This window comes from Bacillus sp. FSL E2-8900 (assembly GCF_037966225.1).
In the GTDB taxonomy this organism is placed as follows: Bacteria; Bacillota; Bacilli; order Bacillales; family Bacillaceae_G; genus Bacillus_A; species Bacillus_A cereus.
Genome location: NZ_CP150193.1, coordinates 3,042,981 through 3,069,539 on the forward strand (window position 1 = coordinate 3,042,981; position 26,559 = coordinate 3,069,539).

The window sequence follows — 26,559 nt, forward strand, 5'->3', positions numbered from 1 at the left end:
GTGACAGTCGATTTTTTTATTCTTCATATTCAAGATGATTATGCCTTTTACAACCAAACAAATAGCACCCACCTATAAAATCCGTTTCAAATTCTAACCCTGGAACATATCCTGATTTAATACGCTCTATCATTGTTTTATAATCATTATTCGCTTCTGTATATTCCTCAATTAACTCTTTCTTATCTTTCTCTGTCCAGTTGTCTTCTACTTCTTCATTCTCGACATCTTTTATTTCTGCTGTTTTCGCTTCGATAGATTCCCGTATCACTTCATTTATACGCGAGAAATGATTCACTTTATATAGAGCATAAACAAATCTACTAATCCAATTAGGACTTTTCCAGCATTTTTTGTATCCCTTTTCGAACCATTCAATTGCTTCTTTATAGCAATTCAACTCAACATATAAATCTGCTACATGAATTTCCCCTAAAAAATTATCAGACTCCCTGTTAAAAGTATCTAACTTCTCTTTTGCTTCTGTCGTTCGTTCTAAATCAATTAAACATTTTACATAGCTATACATGATATAGTCCGAATCCCCTGCAACTCGCAAGAAAAATTCTGAAGCTTTTTCCAGCTCTCCAAGGTTATAATGCGCTACAGCTACATTATGATATGCTTCATCTGATGGTTGAATCGAAATAGACTTTTGTAATGCTTCTTTCGCTTCTGTCCATTTTTCTTGTTTCATGTAAATGTCCCCTAAGATGTTATAAGGAAAGTATGAAGATGGATTCAACTTAACAACTTCTCTTATTAATTCAAGAGCTTTATCATCATTCTCTTCCTCATAAAAATACATCCAGGCAAGATTATTGAGAGATTGTAGGTCTCTAGATTCATGTACTGCTTGTTGAAACAGTTCCATTGCTTCCTCATATTTATTTTGTTCAAACATTTCAATTGCCTTCTCATTAATGTTCAAATAACTACCTCCGAAGTAAATGAATTCATCTATTCCCTATCATTATAGTAAAATGTAAAAATTATAATTTCTATAAAAAAATTTCTTTTTCTCGTCTACATTTCGATTGAAATAGAAGCTAAAACACACGAATTTACAACAATAAGTAAATTTTTCAGTCTCTCTTACATTGGATATACAGCCTTTTTTAATTTACATATTATGGTACAATAAAAAGAGTACTAGCTAAACATTTACGCTCCACACTAGCAGTCTAACAATGCCAAAATCAAAAATCACATAGAATCGGAGGGGATGTTATGAAAAGGAAATTACTTGTTCTTCTATTCACCGGAATCATACTATCAGGATGTTCAACTATAGCAGAGAATTCTTTAGAAAGCGGGAAAGGCAGTATGGAATTATTAACACCAACGATCACAGCAAAAGATAATGAGTTAGAAATTAAGACCGAGGGAATTGATGAAAATAAAGTAACTTTTATTTATGTTGCTAATAAAAAAGTGTTAGAACAAAAGCTAAAGAATGGTGAATCCTACAAGCTTAACATTAAAGATATCGAACACGCTCATCGGACAGACTACAAACCAAAAGTTCAACTTTTGCAAACGAAAGATGATAATGATGATGGAGAAATACTAACCTTCAAACAAGTTAGATATACAGTTAAAAACTAATTTTAAAGTTGTTTCATTATAAATGTAACGAACGAAAATATACTTTTAACAGTAGATAAATGTAAGGGGTGCTAACATGAAAAAACGATGGATTTCTTGGTGGATTGGTAACCTATTTTGGATTATCGTTTTTGGAATATGGGCCGCTATTATTTGGTTACGAGAGGTTGATGGTGCTGGTGTTATTCAAACACCTGAAATTAAATCCATATCACTTATCGTTATATTGATCGCGTTTATCATACCGGTATTTTTTCAAGTTATATGGCTAATCATTAATTTGAGGATGAGTAGAAAAAATAATTATACGATTTAGTTTTTCAATTAACAATAAAAAAGAGAGGAATCTACATCAAAATAGATTCCTCCCTTTTACATTTGGACTTATACTGCGCTTTTAATGCAGCACTACTCCTCTTTTTTACGATGCATGTTCATCTTTCTTTTTCATTAACGCTCTTTTCTTCATCGCCTTCGTTAAATATCCACCCTTAAACGAGCGAATTTCATACGAAGACATAAACGCTTTCGGTGCAATTTCATTAATGATTTCCAAAAGTTCTTTCTCTCTAGAACGCTTTGCAACGATATCTAAGCGATAACGTATAGAATTAATACCTTCGCCCTCAAATACTGTAACGCCAAATCCAGAGTGACGTAATTCATCTACTAATTCATTACAACGGTCTAGTAAACTAACTTGATACGTAATATAACCAATTGCTAATTTATTCTCTATATAACCGCCTAATAACAGTCCCGCACTAAAGCCAATGACATAGGCAACGATGTTCATCCAATTTGATAAATCTTGAAACACAATACCTAAACTGACAATGTAAATAGCTCCTTCTAACAATCCAACACCAGCAGCGGATCTTGTTTGATTCTTTACAAGCAAAATCGTACGGATTGTTAATATTGGAACGTAAATAATTTGAAGCACAAAAATAAGTAGCGCTTGTAACATTGGTATCCACCTCTTTCAAAAAGTCTTTTGTCATAATAACATACATAACCTTTAGAAATCGATGGGTTTTTTAAAATTTTTTTATTATTTTTCATACTATTGAAAAACACAAAAAAGAAGCGTATTATATTTGTCATTAATTTGATTACTTGTATCATATCGCTAAACTAAAAAAGGAACCTGATTAGGTCCCTTTCATCATAGCTCTATGTTTTTCGAAGCATGTTCTCTTTGCTTCTCTTCTTCTTTCACTAACTGCATATTTGCATACGCTAAATTTGCAATCATTAAAAAGTGACCACCTAAAATACCTGTACCGAATGCCCACATTTCCATTTCATGCTCAATTTCATACATGATGATAGCTCCTAAAATAGCAGCTGCAAATCGGTTTAAAACTCCTAATCCAGGAGCCTTTTCCTTCATTACGATACTTTTTCCGAGTTTCTCCACTCTGCGAGCTAATAACCAAAGACAATAGGCGCTTACTGCTAATCCAATACCGAACCCTGTCACTTGTTTTCCAAACGGAGTAATCGTCCACATAAGTAGTAAACCACTAAAGATCACATACAATTGTAATCGATATACACGTAAGGCTTCTTGAATCAAAATATCCGCTCCTAAGTTCTCATTTTTTGTACTTTAGAAGAAAAGCAGCAACTTACACAGTTGCTGCTTTCTCTTCTTCTTGTTCTTGTTCCATCTTACGAATTTCAACACGTTTAATTTGGTAAGCGTCTTTTTCTAACACTTTAAATTCATAACCTTCCGCCTCAACGTGTTGTCCTTCTTCGATTTCATGATTTTGCATCATAATCCATCCACCGATTGTATCCACATCATCTTCTTCGATGTGTAATCCAAATAAATCTTTCACTTCTGAGATAAGCACTTTTCCATCAACAATGATATGTTGCTCGTTCACATGTTGAATTGGCGGTGCTTCATCTTCATCATATTCGTCACGAATTTCGCCGACGATTTCCTCCAAGATATCTTCAAGCGTTACAATTCCGGCTGTTCCTCCGTACTCATCATATAAAACAGCCATCGGAATTCGCTTCTTCTGCATTTGAAGTAATAAATCGTGAATTGGAGTCGTTTCCATCACTTCAATAATCGGACGCATATACGAGCGAATAGATGATAAATCTTTTTGATCCTCGGTCATATATCGAATAAAGAAATCTTTTACGTTGACCATACCGATAATATCATCTTTATCTTCTCCAAAAATCGGATAACGTGTGTATCGCTCATTTTGGATCACTTTCATGTGTTCTTCTACTGAATCTTCCAGGTAGAAACCAACGATTTCTGTTCGCGGTACCATAATCTCTTTTGCAATACGATTATCAAATTCAAAAATGTTATTTACATACTTGTATTCAGCTTGATTAATTTCGCCACTTTCATAGCTATCTGAAAGGATAAGACGTAATTCTTCTTCTGTATGAGCTACTTCATGTTCTGAAGCTGGCTTTAAACCGAATAAACCAGTTATCACACGAGCTGAACCGTTCAATACCCAAATAAATGGATACATTACTTTATAGAACATCATTAATGGACCTGCCAATAATAACGTTACCCTTTCAGCCTTTTGAATTGCCATCGTTTTCGGAGCTAATTCCCCTACTACAACGTGTAAATACGTCATAATCATAAAAGCAAGACCAAATGTTAATACTGATGAAATAGAAGGATTTAAGTTCCATTTCTCAAATAACGGGTGTAATAACTTTTCGATTGTCGGTTCACCTAACCAACCTAATCCCATAGCTGTAACTGTAATACCTAATTGACAAGCAGATAAATATTCATCTAAATTTGTTGTTACTTTTTTCGCTGCTAAAGCACCGCGTTTTCCTTCCGCAACAAGCTGATCGATACGACTTGAACGTATCTTTACAATCGCAAACTCTGCTGCTACGAAAAATCCAGTAAATGCGATTAAAATCGCAACCATGACTAAATTAAATATTTCCAATGAATCCCCTTAGTTAAAAAACTAAGGTGTCCACCTCCTGTATACTATAATGTTTTCTTATTTGTTCGTTAGAAAACATAGCCCGATACAAAAATTAAAGAGGTCGGATTTCACTTATTCTATAATAATAGAGCAAGTGTCTGTATTAAAGCTGTCGTTTGACCAGATAAAGATTTCGATATTTTTTCACGTTGTGAATCAGTCAATCCATCTAAAAGCGGCTTTAACTCAGTAAGTTCCACTTCTAATTGATGAATATGGTCTGTCACTTCATTCACTTGTTTCGAAACGTGTTCATTGATACCGAGCAGCTTCTTCTTCTCCTCGATTTTCTCTTTAATCTCACAAAGCGGCATATGCATTTCTTTGCACTTCTCAATAAATTGTAATGTCTCAAATGCTGTTTCGTCGTAATAGCGATAATTAGATTGAGATCGCTCCGCTTTTAAGATACCTAGATTCGTATAATAATCAATCGTTCGTTTCGACACGTGAGCCATGAGAGCCAACTGTCCGATTCGATACACCTTCCCAACGATCTTCCCCCCTTGTTTATATTACTTACATCATACAATACATAAACTGTACAGTCAAACGTGACGGTTTATTATTCACAATTTATACAAAATCCCAATCTCCTCCTATGATGATTCAATACGAGTAATCTACACTTATACAATAAAATTACTAAACTACTACCTAATCACTACATTGTCTGCCACTTTTAACCTTTCTTATTTAAAAGCATATCCTACTAATAATGATTGCTTGTATAGGAGGGAATTAATATGAAAAAGACAATCATTTCTCATTTTTATAATGAAGAATACCTACTTCCATGGTGGCTTATGCATCACACGAAAATATTCGATCACGGCATTTTAATTAATAGAGGGTCTACAGATCGTTCCGTAGAGATTTGTAAACTATTAGCACCCCACTGGGAAGTACGAAATTCAAGATTTCTTGAGTTTGATCCAACTAATACTGATATTGAAGTGATGGAAATTGAAAGAGAAGTTTCAGGTTGGAAAATCGTTTTAAATACTACTGAATTCTTTTGTTGTAATAATACTGAAGAATTTTTTTCATCTCTTCATACACTAGGCCAAAACATGTATGCGATTAGAATGATTTTAATGATAGATAATCATAATTATAATTATTCAAAGCCTAGATATTCTATCCCCTTAGTAGAACAGCGATACCACGGTGTCTTCCCTTATAACCCAAATCTCGGATGTGCTTGGAGATTTATTCACAATCATCTAGACGGTGCATATTTACCTGGTAGACATCATTCGCGGCACGGATATATAATTTATGACTATCCTTCATTTATTTTAAAATTTTATTTTAGCCCTTGGAATGAACAATCAAAAGCAAGAAAATTACAAATTACACCTACCCTTTCAAAAAGGGGTGTTCAAATGGGACTTCAAACACATTACGGTCAATCTCCTGAAGTACTGGACATACGTTTTTTAGAGCTTAGTAACCTAACACAAGACCTCCGTCATAACCCTGAATATCAAAAATTATTTCCAAAATTCAAACCGTAATATTTTCTGCATCGTCATCACCTCAAACATTTTCATTCACTTAATCAAAAACAATCTCATTTGCATAAAACATGAATACTGTATAAATAATAAATTTTTATTTTAGGAGGAAAAAATGAAAGCTGTTATTCTTGCTGGTGGGTACGGTACAAGAATTGGGGAAGAAACACATTTAAAACCGAAACCTATGATTGAAATTGGAACAAAACCCATTCTATGGCACATTATGAGTTTGTATAGTCATTACGGGATTACTGAGTTTATTATTTGCTTAGGCTATAAAGGATATGCAATTAAAGAGTTCTTTCTAAATTACAACTTACACATGTCTGATTTCACAATACAGTTAAACGATAATACAATTACTAGCCATTCTCATCGTGTAGAACCATGGAAAGTTACACTAATCGATACTGGTGTAAATACCGAAACGGGTGGCCGAGTGAAAAAGATTCAAAATTATGTCGGAGACGAACCTTTCTGCCTCACTTATGGTGATGGATTAAGTAATGTAAATATAAAAGAACTTATTACATTCCATAAAAAACATGGAAAAATGGCTACTGTTACTGCCGTACAACCTCCTGGTAGATTCGGTTCTCTCATATTAGATAAACAGTCTGTAACATCTTTTCAAGAAAAACCATTAGGTGATGGCGGATGGGTTAACGGTGGATTTTTCATTTTAAATCCTGAAGTTTTCAATTACATTAGTGGAGATAAGTCTGTTTTTGAAACAGACTCTTTAGTTCAGTTAGTAAATAAAAATGAATTGGCCGCATATCAACATTCTGGTTTTTGGCATCCGATGGATACATTGCGCGATAAAAATAAATTAGTCGAGCTATGGGAAAGTAATAACGCTCCGTGGAAGGTTTGGTAATATGGCTTCATCATCTTTTTGGAATAAGAAAAAAGTATTTATTACGGGACATACTGGATTTAAAGGCTCCTGGCTCACCCTTTTCTTAAGTTCTTTAGGTGCAGAAGTAGTAGGCTTTTCTTCTCATCCCCCATCCATTCCTAACATTTTCGAACAAGGTAACGTAGCAAAAGAGTGCACGACAATGAAAGGCGATATTACAGATTACCATTCTTTATTTCATGCCATGAAGCAGCATAAACCTGACATAATATTTCATTTAGCAGCTCAGCCAATCGTAACTGCTTCATACAAAAACCCTATCGATACATTCAAAACGAATGTTTTAGGTACTGTCCACGTGCTAGAAGCAGCAAAGTCCGTCGAAAGCGTACGTGCCATTATTAATGTGACAAGCGATAAATGTTATGAGAATGACGGTAGTGGCGACCGAGCGTTCGTGGAAAATGACCGACTAGGAGGTTTCGACCCTTATAGCGCTAGTAAAGCTTGCGCTGAAATAGTGGCAACATCCTATCAAAAATCATTCTTCCGTACTAATACCCAGAAACTCGCCTCAGTCAGAGCTGGTAACGTCATCGGCGGTGGTGATTGGGCAGAAGATCGATTATTCCCTGATATCATTCGGGCATATTTGCACAATCATACTTTGTGTATTCGAAACAAATATGCCGTCCGTCCGTGGCAACATGTTTTAGATCCTCTACATGGCTATATCCTTTTAGCTGAGAAACTTTGGAATGATGCTAAATATGCAGAAGCGTGGAATTTCGGCCCAATGAATGAACATAACAGAACCGTTCATGATGTCATTGAATCTGTAATAAAATTATGGAATAACCCACTAACAATCATTTCCTCCTCTACAAATACTCCTTATGAATCACCTGTTTTAACACTCGATAGTACAAAAGCAGTAAACAAACTCGGCTGGACCCCTAAGTTATCAACAGATGATTCTATTGCTTGGACTGTTGATTGGTACAAAAAATATGCATCCGGTGAAAATATAGAATCTTTCACGCGACAACAAATCGATGCATTCAAAAATTTATAAGGGGGCTATAAAATGGAACAGAAAAAATGCCGTTTTTGCCACTCATTACTAACCAACACTTTTTTAGATTTGGGCGTTTCCCCTCTTGCTAATTCATTTGTAGCTCCTGAAAGCTCATATAAAATGGAACCTTTTTATCCGCTGCACACATTTGTTTGTAACTCTTGTTTACTCGTACAGCTAGATGAATTTGAATCTCCACAAAATATTTTTCATAACTATTTATACTTCAGCTCTTACTCCTCAAGTTGGCTACTACACGCTAAACAATATGTAGAAATGGCGATTAAGCGTTTCAACTTAACGAAACATTCAAAAGTGATTGAAATCGCAAGTAACGATGGGTACTTATTACAATACTTTAAAAAAGAAAATATCGAGACATTGGGAATTGAACCCGCGAAAAACGTAGCAGAAATTGCTATCAAAAAAGGAATTCCTACTCATGTGAATTTTTTCAGTAATGACTTAGCAAAAAAATTGCCACAAGCTGATTTAATCGTCGCAAATAACGTATTAGCACACGTTCCAAACTTGCATGATTTTGTTGCCGGTTTAAAAACGTTATTAAAACAAGATGGCACGATAACAATTGAATTCCCACACTTATTAAACCTCATATCCTTTAAACAGTTCGATACTATCTACCATGAGCACTTTTCCTACTTCTCACTTATAAGCCTTCAAAAAGTTTTAAGTTATCATCATTTACAAATTGTTGATGTAGAAGAACTTTCAACGCATGGTGGTTCCTTACGGATTTTTGTAAACCATCCAAGTGCCCAATCAACTATCCATTCCAATGTTACAAAATTAATTCAAAAAGAAGTCGACCACGGGTTAGATACTTTAGATTGCTATCTCCTTTTTTCTAAACGCATCGAACAATTGAAAATAAATATTTTAAAGTTTTTTATTGAAGCGAAAGCTTTAAACAAACAAATTATCGGTTACGGTGCTCCAGCTAAAGGAAACACCCTTTTGAATTATTGCGGGATAGGTAAAGAATTTCTAGCTTATACAGTAGATAAAAATCCTCACAAACAAAATCTCCTTTTACCAGGAACTCGTATTCCAATAAAATCTCCAGCAGAAATTAAACGTACAAAACCAGATTACATTCTTATACTTCCTTGGAATTTGAAAGACGAAATTATGAAAGAATGCTCTTTCATTCGTGAATGGGGCGGTAAATTTTTAGTGACGGTTCCAGAAATTGAGGTGATCGAGCCATGAAGAAAGTTGTTGTAACAGGTGGTAGTGGCTGGATAGGTAAATATGTTGTACATTCACTTATACAAAAGGGATATGAAGTGCACGCCACGTATAATAAAAATAACCCCTCTCACCTCCCTTGCCATTGGCATAAAGTAAACTTGCTTCGCGATGACGAAGTAAAACAATTCATTTACGACGTTCAGCCTAGCCATCTCATTCACCTTGCTTGGGAAGCAGCGCCACCAGCATGCTATGTATCTATTAATAATTACTATTGGCTAAAGTCTAGTATTTCATTGATTCAACACTTTACAACATGTGGTGGAAAGCGTGTTGTCGTTGCAGGTACTGGCGCAGAGTACGAATGGTTTAACGGCGTATTATTTGAAGATTCACCGCTCCTTTCCTATAAAACCCCGTATTCTTTATGTAAAAATGCACTGCACTCCTGGCTAGAAACGTATGCACAACAAACAGGCCTCAGCATGTGTTGGGGCCGCATTTTTCATATGTATGGACCTCAAGAACAAGGTAATCGGCTCGTTTCTAACATTATCACTTCCTTATTAAAAAACGAGGAAGCACTATGTACACATGGAAAACAATCGAGAGATTTCCTCCATGTGAATGACGTCGCTGACGCTCTCGTAACAATATTAGAACACAGCGTTACAGGCACCATCAATATCGCTTCTGGCCAATCTGTACAAATTAAAGATTTAGCTTCTATCATTGCTAAAAAGATAGGAAAAGAACATTTAATTAAACTAGGTGCAATCCCTTTCTCTAAAGATGAACCTTTATTTGTCGGGGTTAATGTAGAACGTTTAAAAACTGAAGTAAACTGGAAACCAACATACGATATAAATACAGGAATTGAAGAAACAATTTTATGGTGGAAATCATTTATACAAAAACATAACGATATGCATCATTAAAACGTAAATCCTTCGTTCCTCTCGCTAATTCCTTATACCATCCTTCTAATCTTTCCGGCGTAACAATATGATGCGTCCCCATTCCCCCATGCTTACTAGCTTCAGAAAGAGTCGGACCAATTTGTAACTTTCTCTTTCTCATTGCATCGTTCCACGGACTAAACCCAAACCATAATATACAGGCAAGAGGTGGATAAATCATCGATTCATGCGCAGATAAATGTCTTCCAACCGTATAACTTCCATGCTCATGATTATGAATAAATCTACCTCTTCTCCATAACGGCCAATCTTCTGGTAAATAACCATGAAACCGCTGTTTCATTAAAGGTATTACAAAGTTAAGGTCCGGATAGTTGTAGTTAGGATCATCAACCATAATAAGCCCGTCCAGCCAATACATCCTCCCCCCCAATTCATTTAGCGATTTCCAAAACTGATTTTTATCTTGCACGCAAAGAAACTCAGTCATATTTAAAATCATTTTCCATCCTTGTACTTCTTGTTCTATCCTCATCACTTCATGATCTGTCGCATATGCATCAAACTCTGGATTTACAGAATCTCGCACCTCCCAATGCGGTGCGAATTTTTTACAAATCTCAACGGAACGATCTGTTGAACCTTTATTAATTAAAATACCATGATCAAAAAGTTTCGTATGATGCATAAGCCACCATGGCAATAAATACTCTTCATTGTAAAAATGCGAAATAACGGTTGTAGTTATAATAATCTCCTCCTCTTTCTCTATTAATCTACTTTTTATCCTACAACCAATATACTCATAAGCAAAAATATGTTTCCTAATTATTGATCAAATATTATTATTAATATTTTTGTAAGTTTTCCTTTGGTACCCAGCCCTTCTCACCATCTCTTCCTTCGCACCAAACCCATCCATTCAATTCTTCTAATCCAATCACTCTTTCTCCAATACTCACATTTAATTCTTTCGCAGTATATTGTTTTATAATAATTCCTGTTCCATTCATATCTTTTTTTATAATTTGCTCCGGAACCCATCCTTTCCCGTCATATTTCTCTTCGTGACAAAACATCCAGTTTCCCCAGTTTTCCGGACCAGCGTAGCTCTCTATCATTTTCACTACATCCCCCTCTTCTAAGCGAATTGGATTAGGATAATTGCTAACATGTGATTTTATAACAATATATTTCATAACAACCTCCAATAATCAGAAAATTAAGTTATAATATCATTATAACTTAAAGAGGAGGAATACACATGTACTACAACACTTCATTCGAAAACGATCAACCTGTAGGCCGTCTATAAACTAAGACGGGCAATCATATAACACGTGCACCATGCCTCGTCTTAGGGAACTCATAATACCCTAAAAATAGACGGAGGTACTTTATATGAAACACACAATTTTAGGCGCTATATGTTTATCACTAGCAGCAAGTATATGGGGTGGTATGTATGTTGTTAGCAAATACGTACTCGATTTTATCCCACCACTAACACTCGTTTGGCTACGCTTTATCATTGCTTTTGTTGTTTTGTATGGCATTTTGAAACTAGCTGAGAAAAAGCAAAAGAAAAAAGTAACCATTCGCAAAAAAGATTGGCTCCTATTCGCTTGGATTGGATTTATCGGCTATTTCATTTCGATCACATGCCAATTTATCGGAACAAAATTATCCGACGCTCATACAGGCTCGTTAGTTACATCAGCTACACCTGCATTTATGGTTATATTTGCAGCGCTCATTTTGAAAGAAAAACTAAGCGCCCGTAGACTTTTATCTACTATACTAGCGACAATCGGCGTCATTATCGTAATCGGGTGGGATATTGAAATTGGCTCCTATTTTATCGGAACAATCATTTTAGTTGGAGCCGCTATTACGTGGGCTTTACTATCTATTTATGTAAAGATCGCTTCAATCCAATTCTCATCCTTAGTTATTACAACGTATGCCATATTCTTTTCACTCTTTTTTATTACACCCTTTATGATATGGGAACTACAAACATCCTCTATCGGAACAGTAAATACGTACGTAATATTTGGCGTATTATACTTAGGTATTGTCTCAACAGCAGGTGCCTTTTTCCTTTGGAATAAAGGATTAGAATTAATAGATGCAAGCATCGGTTCCTTATTTTTCTTCTTCCAACCTATTGTTGGATCATTACTTGGCTGGCTCTTATTAAATGAGACATTAAATAGTAACCTTTTTATTGGCGGTATTCTTATTATATGTAGCGTTTTAATTACTACTTTTGAAAAGAAATAAAAAGCAGGCAGAGATTCTTAGTCTCTGCCTGTTCGCATTATTGGATCTTGATCGTGAAAACCAATACAAATCGGTATATTACTTTGCACTTCACTACGTACACTTATAAAATTACACAGCGTTTTAGCAATTAAATATAAAGTTATACCGACTGCTTTTTCACTTGTGTCAAAGCCATTTCCATTATACATATCTGCTAATTCTACAGACCCCGGCCCCTCAATATTATATGTCCATTCAGATGCCCAATCATCGTCCTCTTCTTCAAGTGGAATATATTCCTCACAAATATAAAACTGACTATCCCATTCGTTATCAAGGTCATACTCAAAATAAATCGCTTTTGATTCTTCATTAGTAGCCATTTCTACAGCTGCATCCAAACCTACTCGAATACTTTCCTTATATGACTCTAAATCAATTGCTTTAATTCGTTCTGCATATTCTGCAGACGCTAACATGCTACAAATTTCAAAATACTTCGCTTCTATTTGCTCTACTGCTAACGAAAAGACATCCTCTTGCATCTCTTCTAAATACTGAAATATATCCACACTAAACACTCCTCACTCTTTACGCACTCCAATGCGATGGACGGGACAATAATTTCGGTAATTTCGTATGCTTATCCCCTCTCGCAGCATTAACTTGAACTTGCGTCAGAAAAATACTATTAGTAAAATCAGCCCCGCGAATATCTGCATCTCGCAAATCTGCTCCGATGAGATCTGCTCCTCTTAAATCTGCACCATTTAAGTTAGCCGCAATTAAGTAAGCTCCTCTTAAATTTGCACCTTGTAAATTTTTCTTTTTCAGATTCGCTCCCATAAGGTCTGCTCCGCGGTGTATGATTCGTTTCTTACGCGCAGTATTCATTTCCTTCCATACTAATTCGCTCGTTTCTAAAAGAAGAATGTTCACCTCTGCCCTATGCATTGGAACATTTATTTTCATTAACTCATCTGGATTTAAATTCGAAAGTCGCTCTGTCTCCTCAATTGCGGTCTCCAGCTCTTTATGAATTGGCTGTGTTGCCTTTAAAAGAATCGCCTCATTCAAATACCAAAGCATTTCATGAAGTTGATGCATAACCGGAAAAGCATCGTACATTTTTCTTGCATGCTTTGCATCTTTCCGCCAATCAATCCCTTTAAACGTACCCTGAGAAATCTTCTGTCCAGCACCGAAACACTCAAATACTGTACAACCTTTATAACCTTTTCCTCTAAGATTTTTATGTATACTACATTTGAAATCTGATTGTAAGTTGGAACATGGTTTACCACCATCTTTATTCACTGCAAAATCTACCGATGCTGCGAACGGTAATGCAACGCAACATAGACCGAAGCATGTTTCGCAGTTTGCTTTTAAATGATCGTTATGATTAGTCAAAATCTATACCCCCTGTTGTCTTTTGACTATTTCATAATATTCCAACTGTAATAAATAATCAATTTTAAAATAAACCAGCATCTTTCGTTTCAATTCATAACTTTATCATTCGATTTCCTTTCAATTGAAAAGGACTATTTCTATTTAATGAATTATAATTAAATTGTAAATTTTCTAACTGAAAAGGAGACTTATTATGGCACTAGAAATGAAAACAAACTGTCAAATTTGCGATCAATCGCTCGAACAAGATTCTGAAGCATACATTTGTATATATGAATGTACATTTTGCGCACCATGTACAGAAGAAAGACATAACGTTTGTCCAAACTGCGGCGGCGAATTAGTACGTAGGCCGAAAAAGAAATAATAAAAAGCAAAGCGATATCGCTTTGCTTTTGTTTAGGCATCTGAAATTATATATTTAAAAACTTCACACAAACAGGCTCTGGCACAACAACATCAGATTGTAAAAGTGTTAACCTACCTGTAGATTCATCTCTTGAAAATAACACAAGATTATGTGACTTTTCATTTGTAGCAACAAGAAACTTTTCAGTAGGATCTAATACAAAGTCTCTTGGCCAATTTCCTTCTGTAGATGTATGTTCCACAAATGTAAGCTGGCCTGAGTTTTGATCTACGCTATAAACAGCGATACTATTATGACCACGATTACCTGCATATACAAAACGGCCGTCAGAAGAAATATGAATCGCACTTCCTTGATTATTTTCATCAAACTCTTCTGGAACAGTAGAAATATACTGTAATTCTGTAAAGGATCCTTCTTCCGAGTTATATGTTAGCGCAATAACCTCTGAACTAAGCTCCGTCATTACATAAGCGTATTTTCCATTTGGATGAAAAGCAATGTGTCTTGGTCCACTTCCCGGATTCACAGACAGGCTATTCACTTCTATTAATGTACTATCTTTTACTTCATACGTAATTATTTTATCTATCCCTAAATCAACGCCCACTACATATTTTTCATCAGGAGTGTACCCCGCGTAATGTGCATGTGGTTTTTCTTGTCTTTCTTTATTCGGACCTGAACCTTCATGTGCCATAATAGATGAAGCAGGATTTACAGTTCCATTTTCTTCATTTATTTCAAAAGACTCAATCGTTCCTTTATGGTAATTCGCTGTAACTACTGTATGATTTCCACTATCAACACTAATATGACAAGGAGAAGCACCTTCTACTACTTGTCTATTTTTCGCTTTTAGTTCTCCAGTATGACTATCAATGGAATACGTAGCTACACCGCCAGATTCGCCTTCCTTAACAACGGAATAGAGATATTCATTATTTCGGTTAATCGTTACATATGTAGGGTTATCCAGCTTAGCGGCAAGTGTTACATTACTAATTTTTTTTGCTTCTACATCTAGCGTAAATTTATATATTCCTTCGCTATTTTCTTTCGTGTAAGTTCCAACATATCCAATAAACTCTTTGTTATCCTTCATTTTCATAACCCTCTCTCCCTATATTTTTCGTTCATCATGCTTCTTAAAATATTTTATGTTGAAAGAGTATCCTAAAAAATCGGAGTACCTCTTTATACGTTACCATATTTTCTTGGTAAATAGCTTTTAAACCCACTTTTTTTGATACGCTGCTATACTTTCATATTCTTCTTCCAATTGACGGGACAAACGGATATAGATTGGCGTTAAATCTTTATATTTTTCCACACTTTCCATATTTGGCTCATGATGAAAATCTGCACCTACCATTTCAGAAACTACATGCAACGTATCTATTTCACCTAAACTATATAAACCCAGGATTGCAGCTCCTAAGCAAGAACTTTCAAAACTTTCCGGAACATATACGTCTTGATGGAAAATATCTGCCATCATCTGTCTCCAAAGTTCCGATCTTGCAAAACCACCTGTCGCTTGAATTTTTTTCGGTTCACCAATTAGCTCTTTTAAAGCGAGAAGAACTGTATATAAGTTATAAATTACTCCTTCTAAAACAGCACGGATCAGATGTTCTTTCTTATGATGCAATCCGAGTCCAAAGAAAGATCCTCGTGCATTTGCATTCCATAAAGGAGCTCTTTCCCCTGCTAAATACGGGTGAAATAATAAACCGTCAGATCCAGGATTCACTTTTGCTGCTATTTCAGTAAGTACTTCATATGGATCTTTTCCTAAACGCTTCGCAAGTTCAATCTCTGAAGTACCCAATTGGTCACGAGCCCATCTGAAAATCATACCACCGTTATTAACTGGACCACCGATTACCCAATGGTCTTCAGTTAACGCATAACAAAAGATTCTCCCTTTTGGATCTGTTACAGGACGATTTGTTACAGCACGAATCGCACCGCTTGTACCAATTGTAACAGCCACAACGCCAGGATCTATTGCATTTACCCCTAAATTAGATAGTACTCCATCACTCGCTCCTACTACAAAAGGCGTAGAAACAGGTACATTCATCTCTTTGGCAAGCTCTTCATCTAATCCTGTTAAACTGTGCGTTGTTGGAACAAGCTTTGAAAGCTTTTCATCTGTAATTCCCGCAACATATAAAGCCTCTTCATCCCATTTTAAAGATTTTAAATTAAACATCCCTGTTGCTGATGCTATAGAATAATCAATTACATACTCTTTATATAACTTGTAAAAAACATATTCTTTAATAGAAATGAATTTATAACTTTTTGCGAATAACTCTGCCTTCTCATTCTGTAGCCAAACTAATTTCGAAAGTGGTGACATCGGATGAATTGGTGTCCCAGTACGAAGGTAAATTTCATGACCATTCATATCATTCTTTATTTTCTCCGCCCAGCTTGCACTTCTATTATCTGCCCAAGTGATACATCTCGTTAACGGCTTTCCCTTTTCATCTACAGCAATGATACTATGCATTGCCGAACTAAAAGAGACACAAAGAATATCACTTGGCTGTACACTACTTGATCGTACAGTTTCTTTAATCGTATGTATTACTGCACGAAAAATTTCTTCTGGGTCTTGTTCTGCTGTTTCAGGCGTAGGAGAATATAAAGGATATTCAATTCCATGACTAGCAATAACAGATCCATCAGTAGAAAATAGAACTGATTTTGTACTAGTTGTCCCAATGTCTACACCAATCATATATTTTGAGCTCACCATTTCTTCCTCCTAACAAAAAATTGTTACAGTATCCCACCATAAAAATACATTCCTTTTATCTATTGATAACGTTGTATGCCACAATTATCTAAATAGAAACATCTTTATCTTAAACAAACATATCGATTAGTAAAACGCCTCCAAAAGCGATAAATGAAAGTAACGTTTCTAATACTGTCCATGTTTTAAATGTTTCTTTCACTGTTAAACCTAGGTATTCTTTTACCATCCAAAAACCAGCATCGTTTACGTGTGAAAACATTAATGCTCCTGCACCTGTTGCAATAACGAGTAATTCTAAGTTCACACCTGTTGTATTTTCAACGATTGGCGAAACGATACCCGCTGCTGTTGTTAAGGCGACTGTCGCTGACCCTGTCGCAATTCGAATTAAACCAGCTACTATAAATGCTAATACAATTGGAGATAGAGCTAAATGTTCAGACATTTGAGCAATAGCATTCCCTACCCCACTATCGATAAGAATTTGCTTAAAACCCCCGCCAGCACCAATAATCGCAACAATTGAACCGATTGGTAATAAGCTATCTTCTGTTATCTTCTTAATAGCTTTTTTATCGATACCTTGACGAAATCCAAGAAAATAGAACGCCGCAAAACATGCAATCAATAGTGCAATGATAGGACTACCGATTAATGTGATAATCTTCATCAAAGTATTAGAAAGAGGCACATAAGGAGCTGCTGCAGCTAAAACCATTAACATAACAGGTAACAATATAACTAAAAATGAAACCCCTATTCCTGGTAATTTCGTTGATTTTGTATTTACACGAATCAATTCTGGCTCATTTTCAGGAATTACACGTTTGTGAATCCATTTCGCAAATATAGGACCTGCAATAATCGCTGCAAAAAATGTAATAATGAGTGAATACATTAGTACCTTCCCAAGATTCGCTTTATAAATACCAATTGCAACTATGGCCCCTGGATGCGGAGGAACAAGACCGTGCACGACAGATAGCCCAGCAATTGCTGGTAATGCTATTAATAAAATATTTTGTTTCGTTGTTTTATGAATTGAAATTACTAACGGCAGTAATATTAAAATACCTACTTCAAAAAACACCGGGATTCCAATAATAAAACCTGCAATTAACATAGCCCATGGTAAGTTTTTTATCCCAAAGGATTTAATAAAGAACTCTGCCACTTGCATTCCAGCACCTGACTCTGCCATCATTTTCCCTAAAATTGTACCTAATACTAAAATACCTACTAAATGCCCTAGAACACTTCCCACTCCTGTTTCATAAGCACTCACTATTTTATCCATTGGCATTCCAGACATAATTGCTAAAAACAAACTTGCAACCGTTAAACTAATAAACGCATGCCATCTCCACCACGACACCCCTAAAATAACAATTACGATTGATAATAATGTAATCATTAAAAGGTACATATTCATACTCAGTTCCACCCCTTTATGTAAACCCTTTCAAAATTACTATACAATTAAGAGAACCTATATCGTTCTTTCATGAGTAAGAATTTATATATCGATATACAAATCATCTTCACAAAATAATAATTTATACAAAAAGAATCTCCCTTATCAGAGATACATGTTAACTACTCTCTCTGATAAGGGGATTTCTCTTTCATAATTATAGTGTTATTTTATACATGCTTCATACGAGCATATTTTCCTTCTTCAAAAGTGAATGACACTTTCTTCTCTGCTGTTTTCACGTAGTAAGACTACAAACTCAGGATCCAGTTTAAACGATGAAGTTACTTAGGATTTGTCCTCTCATGAAAAGCAATTTTCGGAAAGCCCCTTCACTTTTATGCATTATAATTTAGGAGCTTTCGCCCAATCCGCAGCAAACTTCTCAATACCTTGATCTGTTAATGGGTGCATAGCAAGTTGCTCGATTACTTTATAAGGGATTGTTGCAATGTGAGCACCTGCCATCGCTACACGAGTTACGTGATCTGGATGTCTAACAGAAGCCGCAATAATTTGTGTATCTAATTGATGAACATCGAATAATTCAGCAATTTTAGCAACTAATAATACGCCATCTTCAGAAATATCATCTAAGCGCCCTAAAAATGGAGAAACATACGTTGCACCTGCTCGAGCTGCTAAAAGTGCTTGGTTCACGGTGAAAATAAGTGTAACGTTCGTTTTTACACCTTTTTCAGTAAGATAGCGACAAGCTTCTAATCCTGCTAGCGTCATCGGAAGTTTTATTGTAACTTTTTCATCGCCGCCGTTAATCTTAATCAGTTCCTCTGCTTGAGCGATCATCTCTTCAGCTGTAACAGCATCTGGCGTTACTTCTGCCGAAACAGATTCAACTTTCGGCACTGCCTGACAAATTTCTGCAATACGGTCTTCAAACTTAATGCCCTCTTTTGCTACTAAAGAAGGATTTGTTGTAACACCAGCTAAAACTCCAAGTTTATATGCTTTTTTTATGTCCTCAAGATTTGCAGTATCAATAAAAAATTTCATGATCCATTCCCTCCAGTTTTTAAACGTTGATGAGTTACATGTTTAATATGCTTATCCCGTAAAAGCCCGATTGGTGTGGAATAAAGCCCCTACTTATTAAAGTTTCACTTTATTTCTTTTCTACTGCATGTCCGCCAAATTCATTGCGCAGAGCTGCTACAACTTTTCCTGTAAATGTATCATTGTCTAATGAGCGGTAGCGCATTAATAGAGACATTGCGATAACAGGAGTTGCTGTTTGAAGGTCTAATGCTGTTTCTACTGTCCATTTTCCTTCACCAGAAGAATGCATAACACCCTTAATTTCATCCAGTTTTGCATCTTTAGAAAATGCATTTTCTGTTAATTCCATTAACCAAGAGCGAATGACTGAACCGTTGTTCCATACTCTTGATACTTTTTCATAATCGTAGTCAAATTCACTTTTCTCTAGAATCTCAAATCCTTCACCAATAGCAGCCATCATACCGTATTCAATTCCGTTGTGAACCATTTTTAAGAAGTGACCACTACCAGCTTTTCCAGCATATAAAAATCCATTTTCTACAGCAGTATCGCGGAAGATAGGTTCAACGATGTCCCAAGCTTCTTGATCTCCTCCGATCATGTAACAAGCACCATTACGAGCGCCTTCCATTCCGCCAGAAGTTCCTGCATCCATAAAGTGAATGCCATCTTTCTTTAATTGTTCATATCGGCGGATAGACTCTTTATAATGTGAATTACCTGCTTCAATTAAAATATCTCCTTTTGATAAAAGTGGTGTAACCTCATCAATAACAGAATCAACAACAGCGTGTGGTACCATTACCCAAAGAATTCTTGGTGATTGTAATGACTGAACAAGTTCACTTAAACTAGATGTACCTGTTGCCCCGTACTCTTTCATTTCTTCCACTGCACTTGCATTTAAATCAAATGCTGCTACTTCATGTTTATGATCCATTAAATTTTTCCCTAAATTTAATCCCATTTTACCTAACCCAATTAATCCTACTTGCATAATATAATTCCTCCTCAGATTATCTTTTATTAAAAATTCATATCACTACGATTTTGAATACCATTCAGTATTGATAAATCTAGAAAGGTATTCACAGTCATAGCTTAAGAATTCAACACATTTTTTGTAATTTGAACAACATTTTCTATCGTAAATCCAAATAGATTCATGACTTCAGCTCCAGTACCTGAAGCTCCAAATGTTTCAATTGATAGTACTTTTCCTTCTTGCCCTACATAACGTTCCCAACCGAGAGATACACCCATCTCAAGAGATACTCGTTTCGTTATAGAAGACGGAAGAACGGATTCTTTATATTCGTTCGATTGGCGATCAAATAACTCCCAGCTCGGCATTGCAACGATGCGAACAGAGACATTGTCTTCTTCTAGTTTTGCTTTTGCACTAGCAGCTAAAGATACTTCAGAACCTGTCGCAATTAAAATTACATCCGGATTTTCATTTGTTTCCGTTAATACGTAAGCTCCTTTAGAGAGATTCTCTATGTTCGCTTTCGTTTCATTAAACACCGGTAAATTTTGACGACTCAGTACTAAAACGACTGGACCATCCGTTTGCTGTAATGCATACGCCCACGCACTTGCTGTTTCATTTGCATCTGACGGGCGGATAACTGTTAAACCAGGAATTGCCCGAAGAGCTGCTAAATGTTCAATAGGTTCATGCGTTGGACCATCTTCTCCTACAGCAATTGAATCATGTGTAAATACGTACGTAACAGGTAACTTTTGCAATGCAGCCAGTCGAATAGATGGACGAAGATAGTCATTAAATACAAAGAATGTACTTACGAACGGTTTTACCCCTCCATGAAGTGCCAGTCCATTCGCTGCCGCGCCCATTGCATGTTCACGTACACCGAAGTATATATTTCGACCAGCATACGATTCTACTGCATACACTGCTTCACCTTTTATATCTGTCATCGTAGAATGAGAAAGATCCGCACTTCCACCGAAAATAGAAGGAATCGATTTCACATAATGGTTAATAGCTTCCCCACTTGCAACACGAGTAGAAATCGTTTTTTCAGTATCAAAGGATAGAATGTCTTTCGCTTCAATTAAAACCTCACCTGTAATCGCTTTTTCTAATTCATCTGCTAGTGCAGGGTCCGACTCTCTGTATACGTTGAACTGCTCATTCCATTCGTTCTCTTTTTCAATACCTTTTTGTTTCAAATCATTAAAATGAGCTGTTACTTCTTTAGGCACAAAGAAGTCTTCCTCATAATGCCAACCATACACTTGTTTTGTCGCTGTCGCTTCTTCTACTCCAAGCGGGTTACCATGTGCTTTGTTCGTTCCAGCAACTTTTGGACTTCCGTAACCTATAACGGTTCTAATCTCTATAAGAGTAGGTTGGTCCGTATTGTCTTTCGCTAATTGAATCGCTTTTGTAATCGCATCAACATCGTTTCCATCCTCAACTCTTACATATTGCCAATGTGCAGATTCTACCCTTTTCTGCATATCTTCAGAAAAAGCAATGTTTAATTCACCATCAAGTGAAATTTCATTTGAATCATACAGTACAATTAACTTGCCAAGTTTCATATGCCCTGCCATTGACATCGCTTCATAAGCGACACCCTCCATTAAGTCACCATCTCCGACTAAAGCATACGTATTGTGATCTATAATAGAGTGACCATCCTTATTGAACTTCGCTGCTAAATGAGCTTCTGCCATTGCCATTCCGACAGCATTAGCAATCCCTTGTCCTAACGGGCCTGTAGTCGCTTCAACTCCAGGAGTATGACCAAACTCAGGATGTCCTGGTGTTTGACTATTTAACTTTCTGAAGTTTTTCAAGTCATCAATTGAAACGTCATATCCAGCTAAATGAAGTAAGCTATATAACAGACTAGATCCATGTCCCGCCGATAAAACGAAACGATCACGGTTAAACCATTCTGGGTGATTAGGATTGTAATTTAAATGATTCGCCCATAATGCATAAGCCATCGGTGCTGCTCCCATTGGAAGACCTGGATGACCTGAATTTGCCGCATTAATAGCATCAATTGATAACGTACGAAGTGTATTCACTGCTAATTGATTTATGTTTTGTGTCATAGTAATCGTCCCCCTAAATGCTTTCATGAAAGAAAGTACTTATTTTTCCGTCTCTTGATCTAACCACCATTTAAATCCACTTTCTTGCAACAGTTCATTAGACGCTTCTGGACCATATGAACCAGACTCATATTCATGAAGCGGCAATAAGTTTTCCTCGAACGCTTCAAGAATTGGTTGTACCCATTCCCATGACAATTCAACTTCTCTCCAATGTGCAAAGAATGTAGCGTCTCCACTCACAGCATCATGAATGAGTCTTTCATACGCTTCAGGTACTCCCACATCCGCTTGCTCACAAGTAAAGTTAATACGCATCGGTTCAATTTCTCCATTTTTCAATGGATTTTTACTGTTTAACTGTAATGAAACGTTCTCACCTGGACTAATTTCAATTATTAACAAGTTAGGTGCTGCATTTGGATTATTATCTTGATATTGCTGTTTTAACGTATTTTTAAATTCGATTACAATACGAGTAGACTTTTCTTTCATTCGTTTGCCTGTTCGTATATAGAAGGGAACGCCAGTCCAAAATGGATTATCGATCCACAGGCGAGCAGCAACAAATGTGTCTATGTTAGAAGAAGGATTTACTCCTGGTTCCTCTTTGTATGCTACAACTTGCCCGCCTTTTATCTCACCTGCAGCGTATTGTCCGCGAATGATATGGCTTTGAACGTCTTCTTTTTTCACTTTACGAAGCGTTTCCATTACCTTTCGCTTTTCCTCTCGAATTTCACATGCATTAACCTTTTCCGGCAGATTCATAGCAGTCATCATTAATATTTGTAACATATGATTTTGAACCATATCTCGAATGGCTCCTGCCTGATCATAATATCCTGCTCTTTCTTCAACCCCAACTGTTTCACTAGCTGTGATTTGTACATTCGCTATATGTTCTTTATTCCAAATAGACTGGAGAACAGGATTTGCAAATTCTAGTGCTTCAAGATTTTGAATCATCGGTTTACCTAAATAATGATCAATACGGTATATCTCGTCTTCTTCAAACGTGCGACTAAGCTTATCATTCAGCTCACGAGCAGATGTAAGGTCGTGCCCAAACGGTTTCTCAATCATTAGGCGTTTCCATCCATCCGTTTTATCAAGTCCGCTTTCCTTAATATTTAAAGCGATTGTCTCGAAAAATTCAGGAGCAACGGAAAGATAAAACATTCTATTACCTTTTATATGTAGTTCTTCTTCCCTTTGGCGAACGACTTGTAATAATCTCTCATAGTCTTCCGGCTTACTCACATCTAATGGACAATAGCGAAAATTATCTAAAAAACCTTCGAGATCTGAAGTCCCTTCTTCTCTATGGCGAGAAAACGTCTCTATTGATTCTTTTATTCTTTTTTGAAAATCTACATGAGGTACTTCACGTCTCCCAAGCCCGATAACAGATATTTGCTTTGGAAGCTTTTGATCTCTATATAAGTTATATAGTGCGGGGTAAATTTTGCGTTTCGCTAAGTCCCCTGTCGCTCCAAATAAAACAAAGGTCATTGATTCCAATTTCAGTCCCCCTCTTGTTGTATAATCCTTGTCAATATTTTAAAAATGAATTGTACAGAAGCTCATGTTTTATAAAAACAAAGAGTTATCAAATCCCAATTCTTTTTATACCTTTCGCTTTTTAATTGTCCCCAATATTAATAGTGGCAATTCAAAGCATTTCTACCACAACTTACTTATTTATAGAATTTAACGAAACATTTTATATCTGATTACTTTTAGTAATTAAATAATATTATGTCTAATATATTAACCACATAAATTATTATCGTCAATAAAAATGTCTTGCATTACATACTATTTATTTCGTAATGCTTTTCTAAGTGTATTCCTAATTACCATTCATTTTCAAAGATAATGATTGATATAACAAATGTCAGTTTCATCAAAATCTTCAATCATTTTTTCGTTAAACTCACAAGCAGACTTTACATGATAACCAAAAGGCTTCTCTATAATAAGACGGTTCAATCCTTTTGTAGCCCACAATCCACTTTCCTTAATATTTAAAGCAATGACATCAAATACTTCTGGTATAACAGATAGGTAAAACATGCGATTTTTAGGAATGTTTAATTCTGTTTCACGCATCTTTACAAGACGTAACAAATCTTGATAGTCCTCTATATTCGCTGTATTTAATTGACAATAACGAAATGTACTAATAAATTCTTCTACTCCTGATTCGTCATCAGTAGATATTTTAGAAAATGTAGCAAGGGATTGTTCTACCTTTGTTTGAAATTCCATATCTGACATTAGCCTTCTGCCAATACCGATAATCGAAATAGATTGCGGTATATTTTCATTACTAAATAGTTTATATAAAGCAGGGTAAATTTTGCGTTTCGCTAAATCCTCTGTCGCTCCGAATCAAGTGAAACTTTAATCAGCCCTCACCAATCGGGCTTTTACGAGCAGCCCAACTCCCACCTAACTTCTTTGCTTTCGCTGAATTTTGAGGCGGGGGTCTTACTGCCCGGCAAATAGCGGGATAAACGTAATGAATAAATCATGCTGCAAAAATAACATATACCCTTTCTTCAAAAAGCTTTACAGTAGTTTTTAGAAGTACGTTACATTATTTCATTTCATGCACTTTCCTCTTCTTTATATAAAATTCTCACTAACCAAATTCAAAATATTATACTTATTTTTCGTACTTTGCTATGCTATAACCACAAACAGGAGGTATAAACTATGAAAGCACAAATTATCCATTCTTTTGGGGATTCATCTGTATTTCAATTAGAAGAAGTTTCAAAACCAAAACTTTTACCAGGTCATGTTCTAATCGATGTAAAAGCAACAAGTGTAAATCCAATCGATACAAAAATGCGTAGTGGTGCCGTTTCAGCCGTCGCTCCTGAGTTTCCAGCTATATTACACGGCGATGTAGCTGGTATTGTCATTGAAGTAGGAGAAGGTGTTTCGAAATTCAAATCAGGGGATAAAGTATACGGATGTGCCGGAGGTTTTAAAGAAACTGGAGGTGCACTTGCAGAATTTATGCTTGCTGATGCACGATTAATTGCTCACAAACCTAATAATTTAACAATGGAAGAAGCTGCTGCTCTACCATTAGTTGCAATTACAGCTTGGGAATCTTTATTTGATCGTGCAAATATTAAACCTGGTCAAAATGTTCTCATTCATGGAGCTACTGGTGGCGTAGGACACGTAGCCATTCAACTAGCTAAATGGGCAGGCGCTAAAGTTTTCACAACAGCTTCTCAGCAAAATAAAATAGAAATAGCCCATCGTTTAGGAGCCGATATAGCTATTAATTATAAAGAAGAATCTGTTCAAGAATATGTACAAAAACATACGAACGGAAACGGATTTGAAGTTATATTTGATACAGTAGGTGGCAAGAATCTTGATCATTCTTTTGAAGCTGCTGCGGTCAATGGAACTGTCGTAACTATTGCAGCTCGTTCAACCCATGACCTCTCTCCTTTACACGCAAAAGGACTCTCTCTGCACGTTACTTTTATGGCATTAAAAATATTACATACAGATAAACGTGACGCTTGCGGGGAAATTTTAACTAAACTAACGCAAATAGTAGAAGAAGGACACCTTCGACCATTGCTAGATTCTAAACCTTTTACGTTTGATGAAGTTGCACAAGCACATGAATATTTGGAGTCAAATAAAGCAATAGGTAAAATAGTTTTGAAAAACGTTTGGTAACAATAACCCGATAATATAAATAATGATTCATGCTGTTAGCTTAATGCGTAGATTAATTGTACAAATGTCAAACAAGGCAATCAAAAATGATCGCCTTGTTCTTTTTTAAATATAATAGTATTTTTCCTATTTCATCAATAGCATGGCCCTTTCCCGAAAAAGAGCGAATAACTCTACTATAGCTAGACCGTATTATTACATTCGAATA

General features: G+C 36.0%; 26 protein-coding genes and 1 pseudogene. 10 read left to right on the plus strand and 17 right to left on the minus strand.

Translation table 11 applies throughout. The features are described from left to right. Nucleotides 1-16 precede the first annotated feature (16 nt). On the minus strand, nucleotides 17-931 hold the full coding sequence (locus NST90_RS15565; protein WP_098955206.1) for a tetratricopeptide repeat protein: 915 nt from the start codon (nucleotides 929-931) through the stop codon (nucleotides 17-19). A gap of 299 nt (nucleotides 932-1,230) precedes the next feature. Here NST90_RS15565 and NST90_RS15570 point away from each other — a divergent pair, with 299 nt between their 5' ends. Both NST90_RS15570 and NST90_RS15575 read left to right on the plus strand, forming a co-directional pair. Then, nucleotides 1,231-1,608 carry a hypothetical protein gene (locus tag NST90_RS15570; RefSeq protein WP_044306797.1) on the plus strand — a complete coding sequence of 126 codons (378 nt, stop codon included), beginning with the start codon at nucleotides 1,231-1,233 and terminating at the stop codon, nucleotides 1,606-1,608. Between the two features lie 76 nt (nucleotides 1,609-1,684). Further along, on the plus strand, nucleotides 1,685-1,924 hold the full coding sequence (locus NST90_RS15575) for a DUF3923 family protein (RefSeq protein ID WP_000747695.1): 240 nt from the start codon (nucleotides 1,685-1,687) through the stop codon (nucleotides 1,922-1,924). A 105-nt stretch (nucleotides 1,925-2,029) separates the two neighbouring features. Here NST90_RS15575 and NST90_RS15580 read toward each other — a convergent pair whose 3' ends face one another. The 4 genes from NST90_RS15580 to NST90_RS15595 form a co-directional block, all read right to left on the minus strand. Then, a complete protein-coding gene (locus tag NST90_RS15580) occupies nucleotides 2,030-2,578 on the minus strand; it encodes a DUF2179 domain-containing protein (RefSeq protein WP_000938438.1) in 549 nt (182 codons plus the stop codon). 198 nt (nucleotides 2,579-2,776) lie between these two features. Then, nucleotides 2,777-3,190 (minus strand): ATP synthase subunit I, encoded by a 414-nt coding sequence (locus NST90_RS15585; RefSeq protein WP_000613876.1) that lies wholly within the window; start codon nucleotides 3,188-3,190, stop codon nucleotides 2,777-2,779. Between the two features lie 52 nt (nucleotides 3,191-3,242). Further along, nucleotides 3,243-4,571, minus strand: a complete 1,329-nt coding sequence (locus NST90_RS15590; RefSeq protein ID WP_000402258.1) for a hemolysin family protein — start codon at nucleotides 4,569-4,571, stop codon at nucleotides 3,243-3,245. A gap of 119 nt (nucleotides 4,572-4,690) precedes the next feature. Next, on the minus strand, nucleotides 4,691-5,098 hold the full coding sequence (locus tag NST90_RS15595) for a MerR family transcriptional regulator (RefSeq protein ID WP_000285635.1): 408 nt from the start codon (nucleotides 5,096-5,098) through the stop codon (nucleotides 4,691-4,693). 261 nt (nucleotides 5,099-5,359) lie between these two features. On the opposite strand from NST90_RS15595, the gene NST90_RS15600 reads away from it, so the two are divergent. From NST90_RS15600 to NST90_RS15620, 5 genes are all read left to right on the plus strand, one after another. Continuing rightward, complete coding sequence (locus NST90_RS15600; RefSeq protein ID WP_000750974.1) at nucleotides 5,360-6,133, plus strand: glycosyltransferase family 2 protein; 774 nt, start codon at nucleotides 5,360-5,362, stop codon at nucleotides 6,131-6,133. Between the two features lie 115 nt (nucleotides 6,134-6,248). Next, complete coding sequence (gene rfbF, locus NST90_RS15605) at nucleotides 6,249-7,016, plus strand: glucose-1-phosphate cytidylyltransferase (protein WP_000648805.1); 768 nt, start codon at nucleotides 6,249-6,251, stop codon at nucleotides 7,014-7,016. 1 nt (nucleotide 7,017) lies between these two features. Further along, nucleotides 7,018-8,073 (plus strand): CDP-glucose 4,6-dehydratase, encoded by a 1,056-nt coding sequence (gene rfbG, locus NST90_RS15610; protein ID WP_016111537.1) that lies wholly within the window; start codon nucleotides 7,018-7,020, stop codon nucleotides 8,071-8,073. Between the two features lie 12 nt (nucleotides 8,074-8,085). Beyond that, nucleotides 8,086-9,309 (plus strand): class I SAM-dependent methyltransferase, encoded by a 1,224-nt coding sequence (locus NST90_RS15615; RefSeq protein ID WP_046392909.1) that lies wholly within the window; start codon nucleotides 8,086-8,088, stop codon nucleotides 9,307-9,309. Next, nucleotides 9,306-10,229: an NAD-dependent epimerase/dehydratase family protein gene (locus NST90_RS15620; RefSeq protein ID WP_046392910.1), complete on the plus strand. Its 924-nt coding sequence runs from the start codon at nucleotides 9,306-9,308 to the stop codon at nucleotides 10,227-10,229. Before NST90_RS15615 ends, NST90_RS15620 begins: the two co-directional genes overlap by 4 nt. Here the strand turns inward: NST90_RS15620 and NST90_RS15625 are convergent. Further along, entirely contained in the window at nucleotides 10,198-10,998 is an 801-nt protein-coding gene (locus NST90_RS15625) for a glycosyltransferase family 2 protein (RefSeq protein WP_078384832.1), read from the minus strand. The genes NST90_RS15620 and NST90_RS15625 overlap by 32 nt on opposite strands. Before the next feature lie 61 nt (nucleotides 10,999-11,059). Then, nucleotides 11,060-11,410 carry an SH3 domain-containing protein gene (locus NST90_RS15630; protein WP_070180355.1) on the minus strand — a complete coding sequence of 117 codons (351 nt, stop codon included), beginning with the start codon at nucleotides 11,408-11,410 and terminating at the stop codon, nucleotides 11,060-11,062. A 202-nt stretch (nucleotides 11,411-11,612) separates the two neighbouring features. Here NST90_RS15630 and NST90_RS15635 point away from each other — a divergent pair, with 202 nt between their 5' ends. Then, entirely contained in the window at nucleotides 11,613-12,497 is an 885-nt protein-coding gene (locus tag NST90_RS15635) for a DMT family transporter (RefSeq protein ID WP_242266164.1), read from the plus strand. A 17-nt stretch (nucleotides 12,498-12,514) separates the two neighbouring features. Here the strand turns inward: NST90_RS15635 and NST90_RS15640 are convergent, their stop codons facing one another. Then, complete coding sequence (locus tag NST90_RS15640) at nucleotides 12,515-13,051, minus strand: hypothetical protein (RefSeq protein ID WP_070180356.1); 537 nt, start codon at nucleotides 13,049-13,051, stop codon at nucleotides 12,515-12,517. A gap of 19 nt (nucleotides 13,052-13,070) precedes the next feature. Next, a complete protein-coding gene (locus tag NST90_RS15645; protein ID WP_000181453.1) occupies nucleotides 13,071-13,892 on the minus strand; it encodes a pentapeptide repeat-containing protein in 822 nt (273 codons plus the stop codon). 196 nt (nucleotides 13,893-14,088) lie between these two features. On the opposite strand from NST90_RS15645, the gene NST90_RS15650 reads away from it, so the two are divergent. Beyond that, nucleotides 14,089-14,262 carry a DUF1272 domain-containing protein gene (locus NST90_RS15650; protein ID WP_242320583.1) on the plus strand — a complete coding sequence of 58 codons (174 nt, stop codon included), beginning with the start codon at nucleotides 14,089-14,091 and terminating at the stop codon, nucleotides 14,260-14,262. Nucleotides 14,263-14,308: 46 nt separating this feature from the next. Here NST90_RS15650 and NST90_RS15655 read toward each other — a convergent pair whose 3' ends face one another. The 8 genes and pseudogenes from NST90_RS15655 to NST90_RS15690 form a co-directional block, all read right to left on the minus strand. Beyond that, nucleotides 14,309-15,376, minus strand: a complete 1,068-nt coding sequence (locus NST90_RS15655) for a lactonase family protein (RefSeq protein WP_283748144.1) — start codon at nucleotides 15,374-15,376, stop codon at nucleotides 14,309-14,311. A gap of 120 nt (nucleotides 15,377-15,496) precedes the next feature. Further along, complete coding sequence (gntK, locus tag NST90_RS15660; protein WP_000254946.1) at nucleotides 15,497-17,038, minus strand: gluconokinase; 1,542 nt, start codon at nucleotides 17,036-17,038, stop codon at nucleotides 15,497-15,499. Nucleotides 17,039-17,147: 109 nt separating this feature from the next. After that, nucleotides 17,148-18,473: a gluconate permease GntP gene (gene gntP / locus NST90_RS15665; protein WP_006922503.1), complete on the minus strand. Its 1,326-nt coding sequence runs from the start codon at nucleotides 18,471-18,473 to the stop codon at nucleotides 17,148-17,150. A 387-nt stretch (nucleotides 18,474-18,860) separates the two neighbouring features. Further along, on the minus strand, nucleotides 18,861-19,529 hold the full coding sequence (gene fsa / locus NST90_RS15670; protein ID WP_000667676.1) for a fructose-6-phosphate aldolase: 669 nt from the start codon (nucleotides 19,527-19,529) through the stop codon (nucleotides 18,861-18,863). A gap of 109 nt (nucleotides 19,530-19,638) precedes the next feature. Continuing rightward, nucleotides 19,639-20,532 carry a phosphogluconate dehydrogenase (NAD(+)-dependent, decarboxylating) gene (gene gnd / locus NST90_RS15675; RefSeq protein WP_001195911.1) on the minus strand — a complete coding sequence of 298 codons (894 nt, stop codon included), beginning with the start codon at nucleotides 20,530-20,532 and terminating at the stop codon, nucleotides 19,639-19,641. Between the two features lie 104 nt (nucleotides 20,533-20,636). Next, nucleotides 20,637-22,631 carry a transketolase gene (gene tkt, locus NST90_RS15680; protein ID WP_283748143.1) on the minus strand — a complete coding sequence of 665 codons (1,995 nt, stop codon included), beginning with the start codon at nucleotides 22,629-22,631 and terminating at the stop codon, nucleotides 20,637-20,639. Nucleotides 22,632-22,670: 39 nt separating this feature from the next. Next, nucleotides 22,671-24,155 (minus strand): glucose-6-phosphate dehydrogenase, encoded by a 1,485-nt coding sequence (gene zwf / locus NST90_RS15685; RefSeq protein WP_046392915.1) that lies wholly within the window; start codon nucleotides 24,153-24,155, stop codon nucleotides 22,671-22,673. Between the two features lie 348 nt (nucleotides 24,156-24,503). Further along, nucleotides 24,504-25,016: pseudogene (locus NST90_RS15690) on the minus strand (glucose-6-phosphate dehydrogenase); the annotation flags it as partial. 339 nt (nucleotides 25,017-25,355) lie between these two features. On the opposite strand from NST90_RS15690, the gene NST90_RS15695 reads away from it, so the two are divergent. After that, the gene (locus NST90_RS15695; RefSeq protein ID WP_000647252.1) at nucleotides 25,356-26,351 is read left to right on the plus strand and encodes a zinc-dependent alcohol dehydrogenase family protein; all 996 of its coding nucleotides are present in this window, start codon (nucleotides 25,356-25,358) and stop codon (nucleotides 26,349-26,351) included. The last annotated feature ends 208 nt before the right edge of the window (nucleotides 26,352-26,559 follow it).

What these genes read in the sequence shown, in the direction of transcription:
- NST90_RS15570 (WP_044306797.1), top strand. Translation starts at nt 1,231, where the DNA reads ATGAAAAGGAAATTACTTGTTCTTCTATTCACCGGAATCATACTATCA.
- NST90_RS15575 (WP_000747695.1), top strand. Translation starts at nt 1,685, where the DNA reads ATGAAAAAACGATGGATTTCTTGGTGGATTGGTAACCTATTTTGGATT.
- NST90_RS15580 (WP_000938438.1), bottom strand. Translation starts at nt 2,578, where the DNA reads ATGTTACAAGCGCTACTTATTTTTGTGCTTCAAATTATTTACGTTCCA.
- NST90_RS15600 (WP_000750974.1), top strand. Translation starts at nt 5,360, where the DNA reads ATGAAAAAGACAATCATTTCTCATTTTTATAATGAAGAATACCTACTT.
- rfbF (WP_000648805.1), top strand. Translation starts at nt 6,249, where the DNA reads ATGAAAGCTGTTATTCTTGCTGGTGGGTACGGTACAAGAATTGGGGAA.
- rfbG (WP_016111537.1), top strand. Translation starts at nt 7,018, where the DNA reads ATGGCTTCATCATCTTTTTGGAATAAGAAAAAAGTATTTATTACGGGA.
- NST90_RS15615 (WP_046392909.1), top strand. Translation starts at nt 8,086, where the DNA reads ATGGAACAGAAAAAATGCCGTTTTTGCCACTCATTACTAACCAACACT.
- NST90_RS15620 (WP_046392910.1), top strand. Translation starts at nt 9,306, where the DNA reads ATGAAGAAAGTTGTTGTAACAGGTGGTAGTGGCTGGATAGGTAAATAT.
- NST90_RS15630 (WP_070180355.1), bottom strand. Translation starts at nt 11,410, where the DNA reads ATGAAATATATTGTTATAAAATCACATGTTAGCAATTATCCTAATCCA.
- NST90_RS15635 (WP_242266164.1), top strand. Translation starts at nt 11,613, where the DNA reads ATGAAACACACAATTTTAGGCGCTATATGTTTATCACTAGCAGCAAGT.
- NST90_RS15650 (WP_242320583.1), top strand. Translation starts at nt 14,089, where the DNA reads ATGGCACTAGAAATGAAAACAAACTGTCAAATTTGCGATCAATCGCTC.
- NST90_RS15655 (WP_283748144.1), bottom strand. Translation starts at nt 15,376, where the DNA reads ATGAAAATGAAGGATAACAAAGAGTTTATTGGATATGTTGGAACTTAC.
- gntK (WP_000254946.1), bottom strand. Translation starts at nt 17,038, where the DNA reads ATGGTGAGCTCAAAATATATGATTGGTGTAGACATTGGGACAACTAGT.
- gntP (WP_006922503.1), bottom strand. Translation starts at nt 18,473, where the DNA reads ATGAATATGTACCTTTTAATGATTACATTATTATCAATCGTAATTGTT.
- fsa (WP_000667676.1), bottom strand. Translation starts at nt 19,529, where the DNA reads ATGAAATTTTTTATTGATACTGCAAATCTTGAGGACATAAAAAAAGCA.
- gnd (WP_001195911.1), bottom strand. Translation starts at nt 20,532, where the DNA reads ATGCAAGTAGGATTAATTGGGTTAGGTAAAATGGGATTAAATTTAGGG.
- tkt (WP_283748143.1), bottom strand. Translation starts at nt 22,631, where the DNA reads ATGACACAAAACATAAATCAATTAGCAGTGAATACACTTCGTACGTTA.
- NST90_RS15695 (WP_000647252.1), top strand. Translation starts at nt 25,356, where the DNA reads ATGAAAGCACAAATTATCCATTCTTTTGGGGATTCATCTGTATTTCAA.